General features: G+C 65.4%; 16 protein-coding genes. 10 read left to right on the top strand and 6 right to left on the bottom strand.

Annotated elements, in window-relative coordinates:
- The first annotated feature begins 58 nt into the window (after positions 1-58).
- A complete protein-coding gene (locus tag AAFG13_RS01655) occupies positions 59-751 on the top strand; it encodes an RlmE family RNA methyltransferase (RefSeq protein WP_342710936.1) in 693 nt (230 codons plus the stop codon).
- A 526-nt stretch (positions 752-1,277) separates the two neighbouring features.
- Here AAFG13_RS01655 and AAFG13_RS01660 read toward each other — a convergent pair.
- On the bottom strand, positions 1,278-2,765 hold the full coding sequence (locus AAFG13_RS01660) for a DHA2 family efflux MFS transporter permease subunit (protein WP_342710937.1): 1,488 nt from the start codon (positions 2,763-2,765) through the stop codon (positions 1,278-1,280).
- A gap of 141 nt (positions 2,766-2,906) precedes the next feature.
- Here AAFG13_RS01660 and AAFG13_RS01665 point away from each other — a divergent pair, with 141 nt between their 5' ends.
- The 5 genes from AAFG13_RS01665 to AAFG13_RS01685 all read left to right on the top strand — a co-directional run bounded on the left by AAFG13_RS01665 (position 2,907) and on the right by AAFG13_RS01685 (position 7,030).
- Entirely contained in the window at positions 2,907-3,152 is a 246-nt protein-coding gene (locus AAFG13_RS01665) for a hypothetical protein (RefSeq protein ID WP_092125564.1), read from the top strand.
- Positions 3,153-3,352: 200 nt separating this feature from the next.
- Positions 3,353-4,843: an IMP dehydrogenase gene (guaB, locus tag AAFG13_RS01670; RefSeq protein WP_212317952.1), complete on the top strand. Its 1,491-nt coding sequence runs from the start codon at positions 3,353-3,355 to the stop codon at positions 4,841-4,843.
- A gap of 72 nt (positions 4,844-4,915) precedes the next feature.
- Positions 4,916-5,341 carry a GFA family protein gene (locus AAFG13_RS01675; protein ID WP_342710938.1) on the top strand — a complete coding sequence of 142 codons (426 nt, stop codon included), beginning with the start codon at positions 4,916-4,918 and terminating at the stop codon, positions 5,339-5,341.
- Between the two features lie 195 nt (positions 5,342-5,536).
- Positions 5,537-6,571 (top strand): NADP-dependent oxidoreductase, encoded by a 1,035-nt coding sequence (locus tag AAFG13_RS01680; RefSeq protein WP_212317951.1) that lies wholly within the window; start codon positions 5,537-5,539, stop codon positions 6,569-6,571.
- Positions 6,572-6,790: 219 nt separating this feature from the next.
- Positions 6,791-7,030 carry a hypothetical protein gene (locus tag AAFG13_RS01685; RefSeq protein WP_212318058.1) on the top strand — a complete coding sequence of 80 codons (240 nt, stop codon included), beginning with the start codon at positions 6,791-6,793 and terminating at the stop codon, positions 7,028-7,030.
- A 6-nt stretch (positions 7,031-7,036) separates the two neighbouring features.
- On the opposite strand, the gene AAFG13_RS01690 is transcribed toward AAFG13_RS01685, so the two are convergent.
- Together AAFG13_RS01690 and AAFG13_RS01695 are read right to left on the bottom strand one after the other, a co-directional pair.
- Entirely contained in the window at positions 7,037-7,873 is an 837-nt protein-coding gene (locus AAFG13_RS01690; RefSeq protein WP_342710939.1) for a metallophosphoesterase, read from the bottom strand.
- Between the two features lie 126 nt (positions 7,874-7,999).
- Positions 8,000-8,437, bottom strand: coding sequence for a hypothetical protein (locus tag AAFG13_RS01695; RefSeq protein ID WP_342710940.1), 438 nt, complete (start codon positions 8,435-8,437; stop codon positions 8,000-8,002).
- 169 nt (positions 8,438-8,606) lie between these two features.
- On the opposite strand from AAFG13_RS01695, the gene AAFG13_RS01700 reads away from it, so the two are divergent.
- Both AAFG13_RS01700 and AAFG13_RS01705 read left to right on the top strand, forming a co-directional pair.
- Positions 8,607-9,029: an MAPEG family protein gene (locus tag AAFG13_RS01700; protein WP_342710941.1), complete on the top strand. Its 423-nt coding sequence runs from the start codon at positions 8,607-8,609 to the stop codon at positions 9,027-9,029.
- 22 nt (positions 9,030-9,051) lie between these two features.
- Positions 9,052-10,350, top strand: coding sequence for an RsmB/NOP family class I SAM-dependent RNA methyltransferase (locus AAFG13_RS01705; protein WP_212317943.1), 1,299 nt, complete (start codon positions 9,052-9,054; stop codon positions 10,348-10,350).
- 177 nt (positions 10,351-10,527) lie between these two features.
- On the opposite strand, the gene AAFG13_RS01710 is transcribed toward AAFG13_RS01705, so the two are convergent.
- The gene (locus AAFG13_RS01710; RefSeq protein ID WP_342713530.1) at positions 10,528-11,730 is read right to left on the bottom strand and encodes an MFS transporter; all 1,203 of its coding nucleotides are present in this window, start codon (positions 11,728-11,730) and stop codon (positions 10,528-10,530) included.
- A 188-nt stretch (positions 11,731-11,918) separates the two neighbouring features.
- Here AAFG13_RS01710 and AAFG13_RS01715 point away from each other — a divergent pair, with 188 nt between their 5' ends.
- Positions 11,919-12,371, top strand: a complete 453-nt coding sequence (locus AAFG13_RS01715) for a helix-turn-helix domain-containing protein (RefSeq protein ID WP_342710942.1) — start codon at positions 11,919-11,921, stop codon at positions 12,369-12,371.
- 139 nt (positions 12,372-12,510) lie between these two features.
- Here the strand turns inward: AAFG13_RS01715 and AAFG13_RS01720 are convergent, their stop codons facing one another.
- Together AAFG13_RS01720 and AAFG13_RS01725 are read right to left on the bottom strand one after the other, a co-directional pair.
- Positions 12,511-12,843 (bottom strand): DHCW motif cupin fold protein, encoded by a 333-nt coding sequence (locus tag AAFG13_RS01720; RefSeq protein WP_342710943.1) that lies wholly within the window; start codon positions 12,841-12,843, stop codon positions 12,511-12,513.
- A 140-nt stretch (positions 12,844-12,983) separates the two neighbouring features.
- Positions 12,984-13,382, bottom strand: a complete 399-nt coding sequence (locus AAFG13_RS01725; RefSeq protein WP_342710944.1) for a nuclear transport factor 2 family protein — start codon at positions 13,380-13,382, stop codon at positions 12,984-12,986.
- Positions 13,383-13,518: 136 nt separating this feature from the next.
- Between AAFG13_RS01725 and guaA the strand changes: the two genes are divergently transcribed.
- On the top strand, positions 13,519-15,117 hold the full coding sequence (gene guaA, locus AAFG13_RS01730; protein WP_342710945.1) for a glutamine-hydrolyzing GMP synthase: 1,599 nt from the start codon (positions 13,519-13,521) through the stop codon (positions 15,115-15,117).
- Positions 15,118-15,202: the final 85 nt, after the last annotated feature.

The raw sequence follows: 15,202 nt of genomic DNA on the forward strand, positions 1-15,202 counted from the left end.
CGGCCCCTCACCCCAACCCTCTCCCCGCAAGAGCGGGGCGAGGGAGTAGAGAAGCAATATGGCGAAAGACACCACCGGGCGGCTGCACGTCACGGTCAAGAGCGGCGGCAAGCGAAAGCTGTCGTCAAAACTCTGGCTCGAGCGCCAGCTCAACGATCCCTATGTCGCCAAGGCCAAGGCGATGGGCTACCGCTCGCGCGCGGCGTTCAAGCTGCTCGAGATCGACGACAAATACCGCCTGCTCAAGCCGGGTATGACGGTCGTCGACCTCGGCGCTGCGCCCGGCGGCTGGAGCCAGATCGCGGCCAAGCGCACCGGTGCCGCCGACGGCAAGGGCAAGGTAGTCGCGATCGATCTGCTCGAGATGGGCGAGATCCCCGGAGTGACGTTCGCGCAGCTCGACTTCCTCGACCATGACGCGCCGGACGAGCTGATCGCGATGATGGGCGGCCGCGCCGATTTCGTGATGTCCGACATGGCTGCCAACACCACGGGCCATCGCAAGACCGATCAGCTACGCATCATCGGCCTGGTCGAGACCGCCGCGCATTTTGCCGGAGAGGTGCTCAATCCCGGCGGCACGTTCCTGGCAAAAGTGTTCCAGAGCGGCGCCGACGCCGAGCTGGTGGTGCAGTTGAAGCGCGATTTCGCCAGCGTGCGTCACGTCAAGCCGTCCGCCAGCCGGCAGGATTCGTCCGAGCGCTATGTGCTGGCGACGGGGTTTCGTGGACAGCAGCAGCCGTCATCGTAGAGATTGTCATTGACGGAGGGAGACCGGACTCACCCCAGCCGCTGATCTCGCGCGCGGCACGACATTTCAGTGCGACCGGTTGGAACCTTGGCGCCTGGCCGGAGTCGACTCCATTGCTCCCGGCCAATGCCCCCCCAAGCTCACCGGGAGAAAACCCCCACCGGGTTGGCGGCCTTGGTGCAGCGTCGGGTTTCGCGCACTGGGGCCGTTTCTTGCCAGGGCTGGAAAATCTGATATCGCAGGCGCATATCTCTCATATGGCGACCATTGTTCAATGCAATTGCGGCGCTGAGTACAGACGCACTGAAGAGAAGTTCTTGGTGCCGCATACGGGTGACGCGATCTGCACGGTCTGCGGAGCTGCGCTGGAATCGTGGCTGGAGGCGACCCACGTTCCCACATACGAACTTGTTGAACGTCCGGATCGAGGACAGCCAGGCGGAATGACCGGCCACCCCTGAGGGCCTGGCCGTGACCGGACGGCGGCTTGCAGTGTCCGTGCTTCGGAAACGGCTCGTTCGATCAACTAGCCGAGCCGTTGATCGCGCGCGTTCTGGGTGTCCTCGGTCGCTGCCTTGACGGCGTCAGCCGCGGCGCGCTTTTCGGCGCCCTTGCGGCTCGAGATGTCGATCGCCTTGCGGCCGGCGATTTCGTTGCCGGCGTCAACGGGCATTTGCCAGAAGAACCAGGCGGAGGCTGCCGAGATCAGCGACACTACGATGAACGCCGGTCCAAACACATCGGCGGACAGCTCGGTCTGGTGATGCAGCGCCAGCGTGGTTTCGACCGAGAACGCGCCGACCGCGACGCCCGCGGACACCGCGAGCTGCTGGTTGACGCTGACGAGGGTGGTGGCGCGGCTCATCTGCGGCGCCTCGACCTCGGCATAGGCCACGGTGTTGATCGCGGTGAATTGCAGCGAGCGGAAGAAACCGCCGACCACCAGGATGGTGAAGATCAGCATCAGCGGCGTCGAGATCGTGAACAAGGCGCAGGCGGCGAGGAAGGCCGAGCTGACCACCGCGTTGACGGTCATCATGTTGCGGAATCCGAAGGCCTTGATGATGCGCGCCGCCAGGGTCTTCATGCCCATGGCCCCGACTGCGGAGGCAAAGGTGACGAGACCGGATTGGAACGGCGACAGGCCGAAGCCGACCTGCATCAGCAGCGGCAGCAGGAACGGCAGCGCGCCGATGCCGAGCCGGAACATGAAGCCGCCGACGATCGACGCCCGCATGGTCGGCAGCCGCAGCAAGCCGAAATCGAGCACCGGCGATCCGGTGCGCCGCGCGTGCAGGATGTAAAGCGTCATCGACACCGTGCCGACCCCGACCAGGGCGGCGACGATCGGCCACGGCAACAGATTGAGGCCCGCGACCGACAGCCCGAAGGCGATGCCGGCGAGGCCGATGCCGGCCAGCACCAGTCCCACCAGATCGAAGCGTTCGGGATCCTCGCTCTTGATCGGGTCGATATATCTGAGCGCCAGGAAAATGCCGAGCAGCCCGATCGGGATGTTGATCAGGAAGATCCAGTGCCAGGAGAAATAGGTGGTGATGAAGCCGCCGAGTGGCGGCCCGATCACCGGACCGATCAGCGCCGGCACCGTCACCCAGGCCATCGCGTTGACCAGCGCGCTCTTGTCGACAGAGCGCAGCAGCACCAGCCGCCCGACCGGGGTCATCATCGCGCCGCCGAGGCCCTGCAGGATGCGGGCGAACACGAAATCGGTCACCGAGGAGGACAGCGCGCAGCCGATCGAGCCCAGCATGAACACGGCGACGGCGCCGGCAAACACGATGCGGGCGCCGAAGCGGTCCGCGGTCCAGCCGCTGGCCGGGATGAACACCGCGAGCGACAGCAGATAGGACGTGATCGCAAGCTTCAGCGTCAGGGGGCTGGTGCCGATATCGGCGGCGATCGCCGGCAGCGAGGTCGCGATCACCGTGGAATCCATGTTTTCCATGAAAAGCGCGGTGGCGACGATGAGCGGGATCAGGCGTTGCTTGTTCATCAAAATGGGACAGCTTTGCTGAAAAAGGCGAGCGAGGGGGCCATATCATCCTGCCCCGGACCACGCTATTGCGGAACCGGGCAAACGCCCTAAATCCTGCGTGACGCTGCTATGCATCCGCCAGCGCCCGAGGTGTGCGCCGTGATCTACGTCCTTGCCGCTCTGCTGCCGCCGATCGGGCTGCTCCTGAACGGACAGCCGTTTTCGGCGATCTTCAATCTGGTCCTGATCGTGTTTTGCGCGATTTTCGGGCTGTTTTTCCACGTCTTGCTGCTGGTACCGTCGGCTCATGCGGTGATCGCGGTCCACATGAAGCGCGAGGACCGGCGCCACCGCGAGGTGGTCGAGGCGATCCGCCGGCACGGGCCGCCGCAGGGATATCGCTAAGCGGGCTACAGTGCCCTGAACCGGCCCGTAAAAAGCCTGTGCATGGCTGGCAAACACTTTGATTCGTCATGCCGCCATGCTATCGACCAGCGTCAACCCCACCGATGGGCGCCGATTCGACGGTGACGCAGCGAGCGTCGCCGCAGGTAGCGTTCATCCGTAAGACCCTCGCGGCTGAGGCCGCAGATAAGGAGTTGGCAATGGCCACGGGATTTCAGGCTATCCGCGAAGCCTACACGTTCGACGATGTGCTTCTGAAGCCCGGTCTGTCCGACGTTCTCCCCTCGGAAGTCGACATTCGCTCGCGCGTCACCCGCGCGATCCAGCTCAACATCCCGATCATGGCGTCCGCGATGGACACCGTCACCGAGGCGCGGATGGCGATTGCGATGGCGCAGGCCGGCGGCCTCGGCGTCATCCACCGCAATTTCGACCCCGAAGGCCAGGCTGCCCAGGTGCGGCAGGTCAAGAAATTCGAATCCGGCATGGTGGTCAATCCGCTCACCATCGGTCCCGAGGCCACGCTGTCGGACGCGCTGACGCTGATGAAGGATCACGGCATCTCCGGCATCCCGGTCGTGACCGGTGCGGGCAAGAACGTGCCGGGCAAGCTGGTCGGCATTCTGACCAACCGCGACGTGCGCTTCGCAACCGATCCGCGGCAAAAGGTTTCGGAGCTGATGACGCACGAGAACCTCGTCACGGTGCGCGAGGGTGTCAGCCAGGACGAGGCGAAGCGGATGCTGCACCAGCATCGCATCGAAAAGCTGGTCGTGGTCGACGACCAGTATCGCTGCGTCGGCCTGATCACCGTCAAGGACATGGAAAAGGCGGTCGCCCATCCGCTGGCCTGCAAGGACGCGCAAGGCCGGCTGCGTGTCGCCGCCGCCACCACGGTCGGCGAGACTGGCTATGAGCGCACCGAGCGGCTGATCGATGCCGGCGTCGACGTCGTCGTGGTCGACACCGCGCATGGTCACTCGCGGCATGTGCTCAATGCCGTCAACCGCATCAAGCGGCTCTCCAACGCCGTGCAGGTCGTGGCAGGCAACGTCGCGACCGAGGGCGGGGCGCAGGCGCTGATCGATGCAGGCGCCGACTGCATCAAGGTCGGCATCGGCCCGGGCTCGATCTGCACCACGCGCATCGTCGCCGGCGTCGGCGTGCCGCAGCTCACCGCGATCATGGATGCGGTCGCGGCGGCGAAGAAGGCCGACGTGCCCGTGATCGCCGACGGCGGCATCAAATATTCCGGCGACCTCGCCAAGGCGCTGGCCGCCGGCGCCGACATCGCGATGGTCGGCTCGCTGCTCGCCGGCACCGACGAGACACCCGGCGAAGTGTTCCTGTGGCAGGGCCGCTCCTACAAGGCCTATCGCGGCATGGGCTCGGTCGGCGCGATGGCGCGCGGCTCGGCCGACCGCTACTTCCAGCAGGACATCAAGGACACGCTGAAGCTCGTGCCCGAAGGCATCGAGGGCCAGGTGCCCTACAAAGGCCCGGTCGGCAACGTGATGCACCAGCTCGCCGGCGGCCTGCGCGCGGCGATGGGTTATGTTGGTGCGAAGGACATCAAGGACTTCCACGACAAGGCCGAGTTCGTCCGCATCACCGGCGCCGGCCTGCGCGAGAGCCACGTCCACGACGTGACCATCACGCGCGAAGCTCCGAACTATCCGGGCGGGGTGTAAGCACCTCGTTCGTCATTCCGGGTCGGTCCACAGGACCGATCCCGGAATCTCTTGACAGGGGACCCAGGTGACATGGTGAGCGACACGAACGTTCGGGCCGGCCAGTGCCATTGCGGCGCGGTGCGCTTCGAGGCGACGCTCAGCGACGGTTTCAATTCGATCCGCCGCTGCACCTGCTCTTACTGCCGGATGCGCGGTGCCGTCGTCGTCATGGCGGAGATGGGTGGGATCAAGTTCCTGCAGGGCGAGGAGGCGCTGACAAGCTACCGCTTCCACACCGGATCGGCACAGCACTTCTTCTGTTCTCGCTGCGGAATCTACACGCATCATCAGCGACGATCGAACCAGAGCCTGTATGCCGTCAACGTGGCGTGCCTCGACGGCGTAAGCCCATTCGATTTCCCTGAGGTGCCTGTGATGGATGGCGTCAATCATACCAATGACACCGGCAAGCCAACGCGTCGCGCAGGCACCCTCCGTTTCATCCCGGCCGACTAACGATCGCGCGGAAGCCAGGCGGACTGCCCCGCAATGACGGGTCCGCCGGGCGGTATGCTTCCGGCATGACACTCGTCATTTCAAACAACATTTCAAACAGGCGCGCGCGAAACAGCAAATCCATCTCCCTTGCGGGGAGCTGGATTGCGTGACTACGTGTGCGCCACGAACCAATCACCTCAAGAGGAAATCAGCATGTCCCAAGGAAACGCCCAAGGAAAGCGCATCGTTCTGGCCTCGCGCCCGCATGGCGAGCCCACGCCGGCCAATTTCAGGCTTGAGGACTACACGCCGCCGACGCCGGGCGCGGGCGAGGTGCTGCTCCGCACCATCTGGCTGTCGCTCGATCCCTATATGCGCGGCCGCATGGCCGACGGTCCATCCTATGCCGCACCGGTGCCGGTCGGCGGCGTGATGGAAGGCGGCACGGTGAGCGAGGTGATCGCGTCCAACAATCCCGCCTTTGCCAAGGGCGATATCGTGCTGTCGCGCGCGGGCTGGCAGACGCATGTGCTGTCCGACGGCAAGGGGCTCGCCAAGATCGATCCGAAGATCGCGCCGATCTCGACCGCGGTCGGTGTGCTCGGCATGCCCGGCATGACCGCCTATACGGGACTGCTCGAGATCGGCAAGCCGCAGGCGGGTGAGACGGTGGTGGTTGCTGCCGCGTCCGGCGCCGTCGGCTCGGCGGTCGGCCAGATCGCGAAGATCAAGGGCGCACGGGCGGTCGGCATCGCCGGCGGCAAGGACAAATGCGCCTACGTCAAGAACGAGCTCGGCTTCGACGAGTGCCTCGATCATCGCGATCCCAACCTTGCGGCGAAGCTCAAGGAAGCCTGCCCGAAGGGCATCGATGTCTATTTCGAGAATGTCGGCGGCGCGGTGTTCGACGCGGTGTTTCCGCTGCTCAATGCGTTCGCGCGCATCCCGGTCTGCGGCCTGATCGCACACTACAACGACACCGAAGCGCACGCCCCGAAATGGGCCGGCGCGATGATGCGCAACATCCTGACCAAGCGGCTGACCTTCCGCGGCTTCATCGTCAGCGACTTCGCCGCCATGCATGGCGACTTCCTGCGCGACATGTCGCAGTGGGTGCGCGAGGGCAAGGTCAAGTACAAGGAGTTCGTGACCGAGGGCCTGGACAGCGCGCCGGAGGCCTTCATGGGCCTGCTCAAGGGCGCCAATTTCGGCAAGCAGCTGGTCCGGATCGGGCCGGACAAGGCCTGAGCGATAGTGCTTTCGAGCGAAGCCTGTCCCGGACTTGATCCGGGATGGGCACCGGTTCGCGCGAAGAAAACGCGTCAAAACGAGGCATTCCAGCTCCCATTCCGCGCAACAAGTATCAAAAACGCCACAATGGCGGGCTTTTGGGGGCTTTTAGGCCCCCAATTGCTTGACGGGGACCCGGCGCAGTTGATTCAATATGGCTATATTTCAGGTGTAGCCATGGTTTTTGAAGCTATTGTTTCCGGGGTCATTCTCCTCGCCCTCGGCTATTGGGCGACGATGTTCGTCATGGGCCGCCGCGACGACGTCTTGCATGGAAAATTTGTCGAGGACGAGCCGGCCGCCGAGCCGGTCCGCTTCATGCCACGCATGCAGCCCGCGCCGCAGCCGAACAAGGACTCGCTGCAGGCGCTGCTTACCGTCATCAAGCGGGACCTGAACGACGCGGCGCGGAGCTGAGACGGCTCACGCCGGTTGCTTGCCGAGCAGCATGTCCAGGTCGACATCGACCTGACCCTTGGCCCTGATGTGGCGGACTTCAAAGCTGTCCGGCTGGAAGCGGTACTCGACCAGGCCGGTTTCCTTGATGCCGATCACTTCCTGTCTCGCGTCTGAGATGATGAAGCCGGCCGAGGGCGCCCAGATCTGTCTGACATGCTCGAACGTGTAGTCGCGGCGCTGGTGCACATGGCCGCTGCCGACCAGGCGCCAATCGACCTTGCCGAACATCTCGATCAGGCGGCGGCGCGCCGGCTGCGGCACGAAGCGGATCGCGGTCTCGACGCGTTCGGCATCGTAGGGCACGTCGAGATAGAGCGGCTTGTGCAGGAACAGCGCGACCGGTCTGCCGACGGCCTTGTCGAGCGCTGAGGCGAGCCAGTCGAACTGCGCGGCCTCGCTGTCGAGGCCGGTGTTCATGATCAGCGAATTGAGGCCGATGAAGCACCAGCCGGCGGCGTCGAAATGCCAGCGATCCTCGCCGAGCACCGAGGTGAAGGCGCGGCGCGTCTCTTCGGTCGGCAGTTGCGCCGGCACCGGGCCGACCGCGGTCGGATTGTCGCCGATGTCGTGATTGCCCGGCAGATAGAGGCAATCGACCGGCAGCGCGCTGTGCAGTTCCTTGGCGAACACCAGATCGTCGCGGCTGGTCGGACCATCGAACGCGACGTCGCCGGAGTTGAGCACGAGATCGGGACGTGTCGTGTCGATGTGTTCGCTGACGCGATGAAAGTTGTCGACGAGCGGCTTGAAGCGACGCGCGAGGTGGGTGTCGGAGATTTGGGTCAGACGAAATTGGGGCATGCATCGATCCTTTCGGCCGAATTATAGTGTCGGCGCGAAGTCGGAACGATGACGATTTCAGCGTGTTCTTCGCTGCTCTGTTTGATGCGTTGTTTGATGTCTTGTTTGATCCAGCGTCGCAAGCCGCTAGATCGCAAGCTGCTTGCCCGCGCGGATGGGCAGGGCAGGCGGACCGCCCCGACCTCCGAGCAGCCCGGTGTTCGGCGGGCTTGTTCCCGTCACGGCCGGCGATGCGTTGAGCCCGAGATAGGCAAGCGCATCGTGCCCGATGTCGTAGGCCGCATAGCCGAGCAGGCTGAGCACCAGCGCCGTGGCGAGGCTGTGCCTGAGGATGTCGCGCGTCGAGCGATAGCCGCTGCGGAAATAAACCGAGAGCAGGATGCCGACCAGGAGCGCGGCGGCGACGCCGGCGAGCCCCGACAGCACCATGCCGAGCCCGCCATCCGCCGCGTCGTCGAACCAGCCGATGCCGGGGTCGATCGCCTTCAATTGGGAGGTGACGAGATCGCCGAGGCCTGCGGCCGCCAGGGCCGCGCCGTCCAGGATCGGGGTGATGATGCCCATCGCGTCAGCCGTGAGGAACTGAAACCGCCATTATTCTCGGGAGTTGGTCACCCGGGCTCGGAAGATGGTTCAACGGGTTACCCAAGCGCGTTATTGGCGCGCTTCATTGTATTGCGCGGCCGTGGCGGCTAAGAGGGCGGCCGGGCGCCCGGCTTAAGGGAGATTCTTGATGTCGGTTCAAATGGTTCTGCTGCCGGTCTTCATCCAGATTGGCCTCACCTTCGTGCTGCTGTTCGCGATGGCGACGGCACGGACGAGGACGCTGGCGAGCGGCGAGACCAAGATGGCCGATATCGCGTTGCGCCAGCCGAACTGGCCGGAGCGCGCCACCCAGCTCGGCAACTGCTTTGCCAACCAGTTCGAGCTGCCGGTGCTGTTCTATGTCCTGATCGCCATTGCGCTGCCGCTGCGCCGTGCCGATCTGTTCATCGTGCTGATGTCCTGGGTTTTCGTGGTGACGCGGTTTGCCCATGCCGGGATATTCGTCACCTCCAACGACGTGCGGCCGCGCTCGCTCGCCTGGTTCGCCGGCGTGCTGGTGCTGGCGGCGATGTGGCTGTATTTCGCGCTCAAGCTCCTGCTGCTGATTTGATGCGCCCAACCGAAAGAGATCGATGACCCCCGCTGCCCGGCTTTCCGCCGCGATCGAGCTGATCGCTACCATCGACGCACAGCGCATTCCCGCGGCGAAAGCGCTGAAGGAATGGGGCACCGCACACCGCTATGCCGGCTCCGGCGATCGCGCCGCGATCTCCGGCCTGATCTGGGACGTGCTGCGCCGTCAATCCTCCGCCGCCTGGTTGATGGACGATGCCAGCGCCCGGTCGCGGGTGCTCGGCATGCTCAAGCTCGAGCGCGGCATGGACATCCCGACGATCTCGGCGCTGTGCGACGGCGGCCGCTTCGCGCCGGATCCGCTGACCGCGACCGAGGAGGCTGCGTTGGCCTCGCGCTCGCTCAAGGATGCGCCGGCGCATGTCGCGGGCGACTATCCGGACTGGCTCGACTCGCATCTGGCAAAGGTGTTCGGCGACGACCGCGCAGCGGAAGCGACCGCGATGGCGAGCCGCGCGCCGCTTGATCTGCGCGTTAACACGCTGCGCGGCAAGCGCGAGAAGGTGCTGCCGCGCCTGTCGCATCTCGGCGCCAGGGAAACGCCGTGGTCGCCGCTCGGCCTGCGCATCGAGCTCGGCGCCGACGCGCGCAACCCCGGCATCCATGCCGAGGAGGATTTCATCAAGGGCGCCATCGAGGTCCAGGACGAGGGCTCGCAGCTCGCCGCTTTGTTCTCGGCGGCCAAGCCCGGCGAGCAGGTGATCGACCTCTGCGCCGGCGCCGGCGGCAAGACGCTGGCACTTGCCGCCATGATGGACGGCAAGGGCCGGCTGATCGCGACCGACAGCGACAAGCGCCAGCTCGTGCCGATCCATGAGCGGCTGTCGCGCGCCGGCGTGCACAATTGCGACGTACGCACGCCGCGCGGCGAGGACGAGGTGCTGTCCGACATCAAGGCCTCCGCCGACCTCGTGCTGATCGACGCGCCGTGCACGGGCACCGGCACCTGGCGCCGCAATCCCGACGCCAAATGGCGGATGCGCCCCGGCGCGCTCGAGGTGCGGCTGAAGGATCAGGCCGAGGTGCTGGCGCGCGCCGCGCCGCTGGTCAAGTCCGGCGGCCGGATCGCCTATATCACCTGCTCGGTGCTGGCCGAGGAGAACGGCGAGCAGGTCAAGGCGTTCATCGCGCGGCATCCGGAGTTTTCGGTGCAGCCGCCGGAGCAGACCGCATCGGTGCTATGGGACAAGGCTGAGCCATTCGCGGAAGCCGCGCTGCAATCGGCGGAGGGCCTGCTGATGACGCCGCGCCGCACCGGCACGGATGGGTTTTTTGTCTCGGTGCTGAAGAAGGCGTGAGGCTTTCTCCGCCGTCATTGCGAGGAGCTCGCGACAAAATTGCAAAACAATTTTTGCGCTGAAGCGACGAAGCAATCCACGGCTCCGCACATGCGGCACGATGGATTGCTTCGCGGAGCCTGTCATCCGGCGGCGCTTTGCGCCGACCGGGTGGCTCGCAATGACGAGTTGAGTACCCTACGCTTCGGAGCACACGCCCGCCGGCGCCGGCGTCCTGCTCACCACGATGACCCAGTACAGCAACGCGCAGGCGCTGATCGCGGCGCCCAGCGCGCAGACGCCGAGCCAGCCAGCGGCCGCATAGGCCATCGTCGAGCAGATCGCGCCGAGCCCGCTGCCGACCGAGTAGAACACCATGTAGACGCCGATCAGGCGGCTCGACGCTTCGGGGCGGGCAGCTACGATCAGGCTCTGGTTGGTGACATGGACGGCCTGCACCGCGAAGTCGATCATGACGACGCCGGCGAGCACCAGCCACAGCGACGCATGCAGGCAGGCGATCGGCGCCCAGCCGGCGAGCATCAGCAGCAGCGACAATCCGGTGGTGCGCTGGCCCCAGCCGCGATCGGCGAGGCGGCCGGAATTGCGCGCCGCCAGCGCGCCGGCGAGGCCGGCAATGCCGAGCATTCCGATCGCGGTGTGCGACAGCGACAGCGGCGGCGCTGAGAGCGGCAGCACGACCGCGCTCCAGAACGCGCTGAAGCTCGCGAAGATCAGCAACGCGAACACGGCGCGTTCGCGCAGCACCGGCTCCTCGGAGAACAGCGCGGCCGTCGAGCGCAGCAGCTTTGCATAGGATGATCCGGTCAGCGCCCGCGGCGGCTGCCGCGGCAGCACATAGGCGAGCAGCGCGGCCATCGCGAGCATCAGCACCGCCGAGGTCAGGTAGACCATGCGCCATCCGCCGATATCGGCCAGCGTGCCCGACGCAAAACGAGCCAGCAGGATGCCCGACACGACGCCGCTTTGAATGGTGCCGATGGTCTGTCCGCGCTCGGCCGGCGAGGCCGATGTCGCGGCGAAGGCGACGATCACCTGGATCACGACAGCGAGCAACCCGACCAGCGCCATACCGCCAAACAGCACGATCGCATTCGGCGCGGTGCCGACCACGACGAGCGCGACCGCGGACAGCATGATCTGGCCGACGATCAGCTTGCGGCGGTCCCAGAGGTCGCCGAGCGGCACGATCAGCATCAGGCCGAAGGCGAGGCCGACCTGGGTCAGCGTCACCACGATGCCGATCGCGGCGGGGGTAATGCCGAGATCCTGCGCCATGGTGTCGAGCAGCGGCTGGGCGGAATAGATGTTGGCGACGCTGAGCCCGCAGGCGACCGCAAACAGCAGCACAATCGCGGGCGATAGCGCGCCTGCCTTCATGTCGCGGGGCTTGTCGTCGGTCTTGTGATCGCCCTTGGCCGGTCCGGCCTCCGTCATGGTCTGGTTCGTCATCTTGCCTCCGCTGCAATTTTGCAATCCGGTCTTATAATGAGACCAGTTGCGTCGCGGCCTGTCTAGTCCTATTTTAGGACCGGTTCGGAATCGTGATCGAAGAGAGGTGGAGCGCGATGCAGCGGACCGGATTCGCAAAGGCGGAATGCCCGGTGGCCCGCGCGCTGGATGCGATCGGCGACTGGTGGTCGCTGTTGATCGTGCGCGACGCGTTCGACGGCCTGCGCCGGTTCGGCGACTTCCAGAGGAACCTCGGCATCGCCAAGGGCATGCTGACGGCGCGGCTGCGCAAGCTGGTCGAAACCGGCGTGCTCGAGCAGGTCGCCGCCTCAGACGGCAGCGCCTACCAGGAATATGTGCTGACGAAGCGGGGACACGACCTGTTCCCGATCGTGGTCTCCTTGCGGCAATGGGGCGAGGCGCATCTCTACGCGCGGGGCGAGCCGCATTCGGTGCTGCTGGACCAGGCCGGGCAGGCCGTCGGCCAACTCGTGCTGCCGTCGAAGAGCGGCAAGCCGCTGAGCTGGGCGGATACGAAGGTGAAGAAGGTCGCGGCGCGGAGGCGGTGAGCCTGTGCCCCCATGCACTGGCGTCATCCTGAGGTGCGAGCTCTTGCGAGCCTCGAAGGATGGGGATGGAGCCGGGCCGTCGCCCTTCGAGGCTCGCTCCGCTCGCACCTCAGGGTGACGGGACGAGTAGATTGCCCACTCAATCCACAATAAACAGGGTCGCACCCGTCGCTGTCGACGAGCGGTGCGCGGCGTCGCCGAAATCGGAGACCTGGTAGCTCATGCCCGGCTTCAGCGTGAATTTGCGGCCGTCGCGCAGCTCGGTGTCGAGCTCGCCCTTGACCACAAACAGCACATGGCCGCGATCGCACCAGTGATCGGCGAGATAGCCGGGAGAATACTCGACCATCCGCACCCGCAGCTCGCCGATATTGAGCGTGCGCCACAGCGCTTGCCCGGTCTCGCCGGGATGCACTGAAGGTTCGACGTTGCTCCAGTCGGTAACGGTGAAGGGCAGGGTCGGGATTTTCATCGGCGGCGTCCTCAAGCTCGGTATCGTAGGGTGGGTTAGCCGAAGGCGTAACCCACCAGCTTTCTCGTCGTGTGACTCGGTGGGTTACGCCTTGCGACTTCGCTCGTTGAGCAACCGCCGACGCAATCGGCTAACCCACCCTACGATTCGACGGCGCCTCCACCCACCAGATGGTTCGCCGAGCCTTGCCGGATCTTGCCTTCGACATCGAGCCGCAGATATTCGCAGATCTTCTTGCCGCGTTCGTTCTGGTAGAACACCACGACGCTGTCGGGCGAGACATAGAGGTCGATCAGCTCGAAATGCAGCTCGGGCAGCTCGGGCAGCTTGGCGAGCGCGGCGCTCCAATAGGCCCGCAGCTGCGCCTTGCCGCGCACGGTGCCGGAGGCGCCGAAGCCGAGTGCCGGGATCCGGTCCGAGGTCATCTCGGTGTCCTCCGAATACATCGCCAGCACGCGCTCGAGGTCGCGCGCGTTCCAGGCGTCGACCCAGTCGCGGCCAAGCGCTGCGAGGCGGGACGGTTCGTGAAAATCCGGCATTGGTATCCTCCCACTGGTTATGGCCAAATTAGGTCAATAATACTTACCTATATCGATTTGTCCATGCCCAAAGAAGAATGTGGGCGCCCCGCGCTGCGCGGTTGCGGGGGCGGGCGCCGTCGCGTATCTGCTTGCCATGACAGCCCAGCACACAGCCCATGACTCGTCGGCGCCCACGGTGGCTTCGGCGCATGACAAGATTCTGATTGTCGATTTCGGCAGCCAGGTGACGCAACTGATCGCCCGCCGCGTCCGCGAGATGGGCGTCTATTCCGAGATCGTGCCGTTCCAGAAGGCCGAGGCCGCCTTCAAGGAGATGAAGCCGAAGGCGGTGATCCTCTCCGGCGGCCCTGAGTCCGTGCACGAGACCGGCTCGCCGCGCGCCCCGCAGCTGATCTTCGAGTCCGGCGTTCCCGTGCTCGGCATCTGCTACGGCCAGATGACGCTGGCCGCCCAGCTCGGCGGCGAGGTCGAAGGCGGGCACCACCGCGAATTCGGCCGCGCCGACGTCGAGGTGAAGACCGACAGCCAGCTGTTCGACGGCGTCTGGGGCCACGGCGAAAAGCACCAGGTGTGGATGAGCCATGGCGACCGCATCACCAAGATGCCGCCCGGTTTCTCGGTGGCCGGCACCTCGCCGAACGCGCCGTTCGCGATCATCCAGGACGAGAAGCGGAAGTACTACGGCCTGATGTTCCATCCCGAGGTGGTGCACACGCCGGACGGCGCAAAACTGTTGCGCAACTTCGTCCGCAAGGTCGCAGGCCTCACCGGCGACTGGACCATGCGCGCCTTCCGCGAGGAGGCGATCGAGAAGATCCGCGCCCAGGTCGGCCGGGGCAAGGTGATCTGCGGCCTGTCCGGCGGTGTCGATTCCGCCGTGGCGGCGGTGTTGATCCACGAGGCGATCGGCGACCAGCTCACCTGCGTGTTCGTCGATCACGGCCTGCTGCGGCTCGACGAGGCCAAGACCGTCGTCGACCTGTTCCGCAACCACTACAACATCCCGCTGGTCCATGTGGACGCGTCGAAAGAGTTTCTGGGCGAGCTCGAAGGCGTCACCGATCCCGAAGTGAAGCGCAAGACCATCGGGCGGCTGTTCATCGACGTGTTCGAGGCGGAAGCGAAAAAGATAGGCGGCGCCGCATTCCTGGCGCAGGGCACGCTCTACCCCGACGTGATCGAGAGCGTCTCCTTCACCGGCGGCCCGTCGGTCACCATCAAGTCGCACCACAATGTCGGCGGCCTTCCGGCGCGCATGAACATGAAGCTGGTCGAGCCGTTGCGCGAGTTGTTCAAGGACGAGGTGCGCGTGCTCGGACGCGAGCTCGGCCTGCCCGAAGTCTTCGTCGGCCGCCACCCGTTCCCGGGCCCCGGCCTCGCGATCCGCTGCCCTGGCGACATCACCAGGGAAAAGCTCGACATCCTGCGCAACGCGGACGCGGTCTATATCGACCAGATTCGCAAGCACGGCCTCTATGATGCGATCTGGCAGGCCTTCGCGGTGCTGCTGCCCGTCAAGACCGTCGGCGTGATGGGCGACGGCCGCACCTACGAATACGTCGTTGGCCTCCGCGCCGTCACCTCGACCGACGGCATGACCGCCGACTTCTACCAGTTCGACATGAAATTCCTTGCCGAGACCGCCACGCGCATCATCAACGAGGTGAAGGGCGTCAACCGGGTGGTGTACGACGTGACAAGCAAGCCGCCGGGGACGATCGAGTGGGAGTAGGATTGGCGAACTGGCGCGAGGCTCTAGCTTTGGGCAGGGATGTACCGAACGCGTTGTATTTAGCGTGTTGAGCCGTCGCTCAGCA

It is taken from the genome of Bradyrhizobium sp. B124 (genome assembly GCF_038967635.1).
In the GTDB taxonomy this organism is placed as follows: Bacteria; Pseudomonadota; Alphaproteobacteria; order Rhizobiales; family Xanthobacteraceae; genus Bradyrhizobium.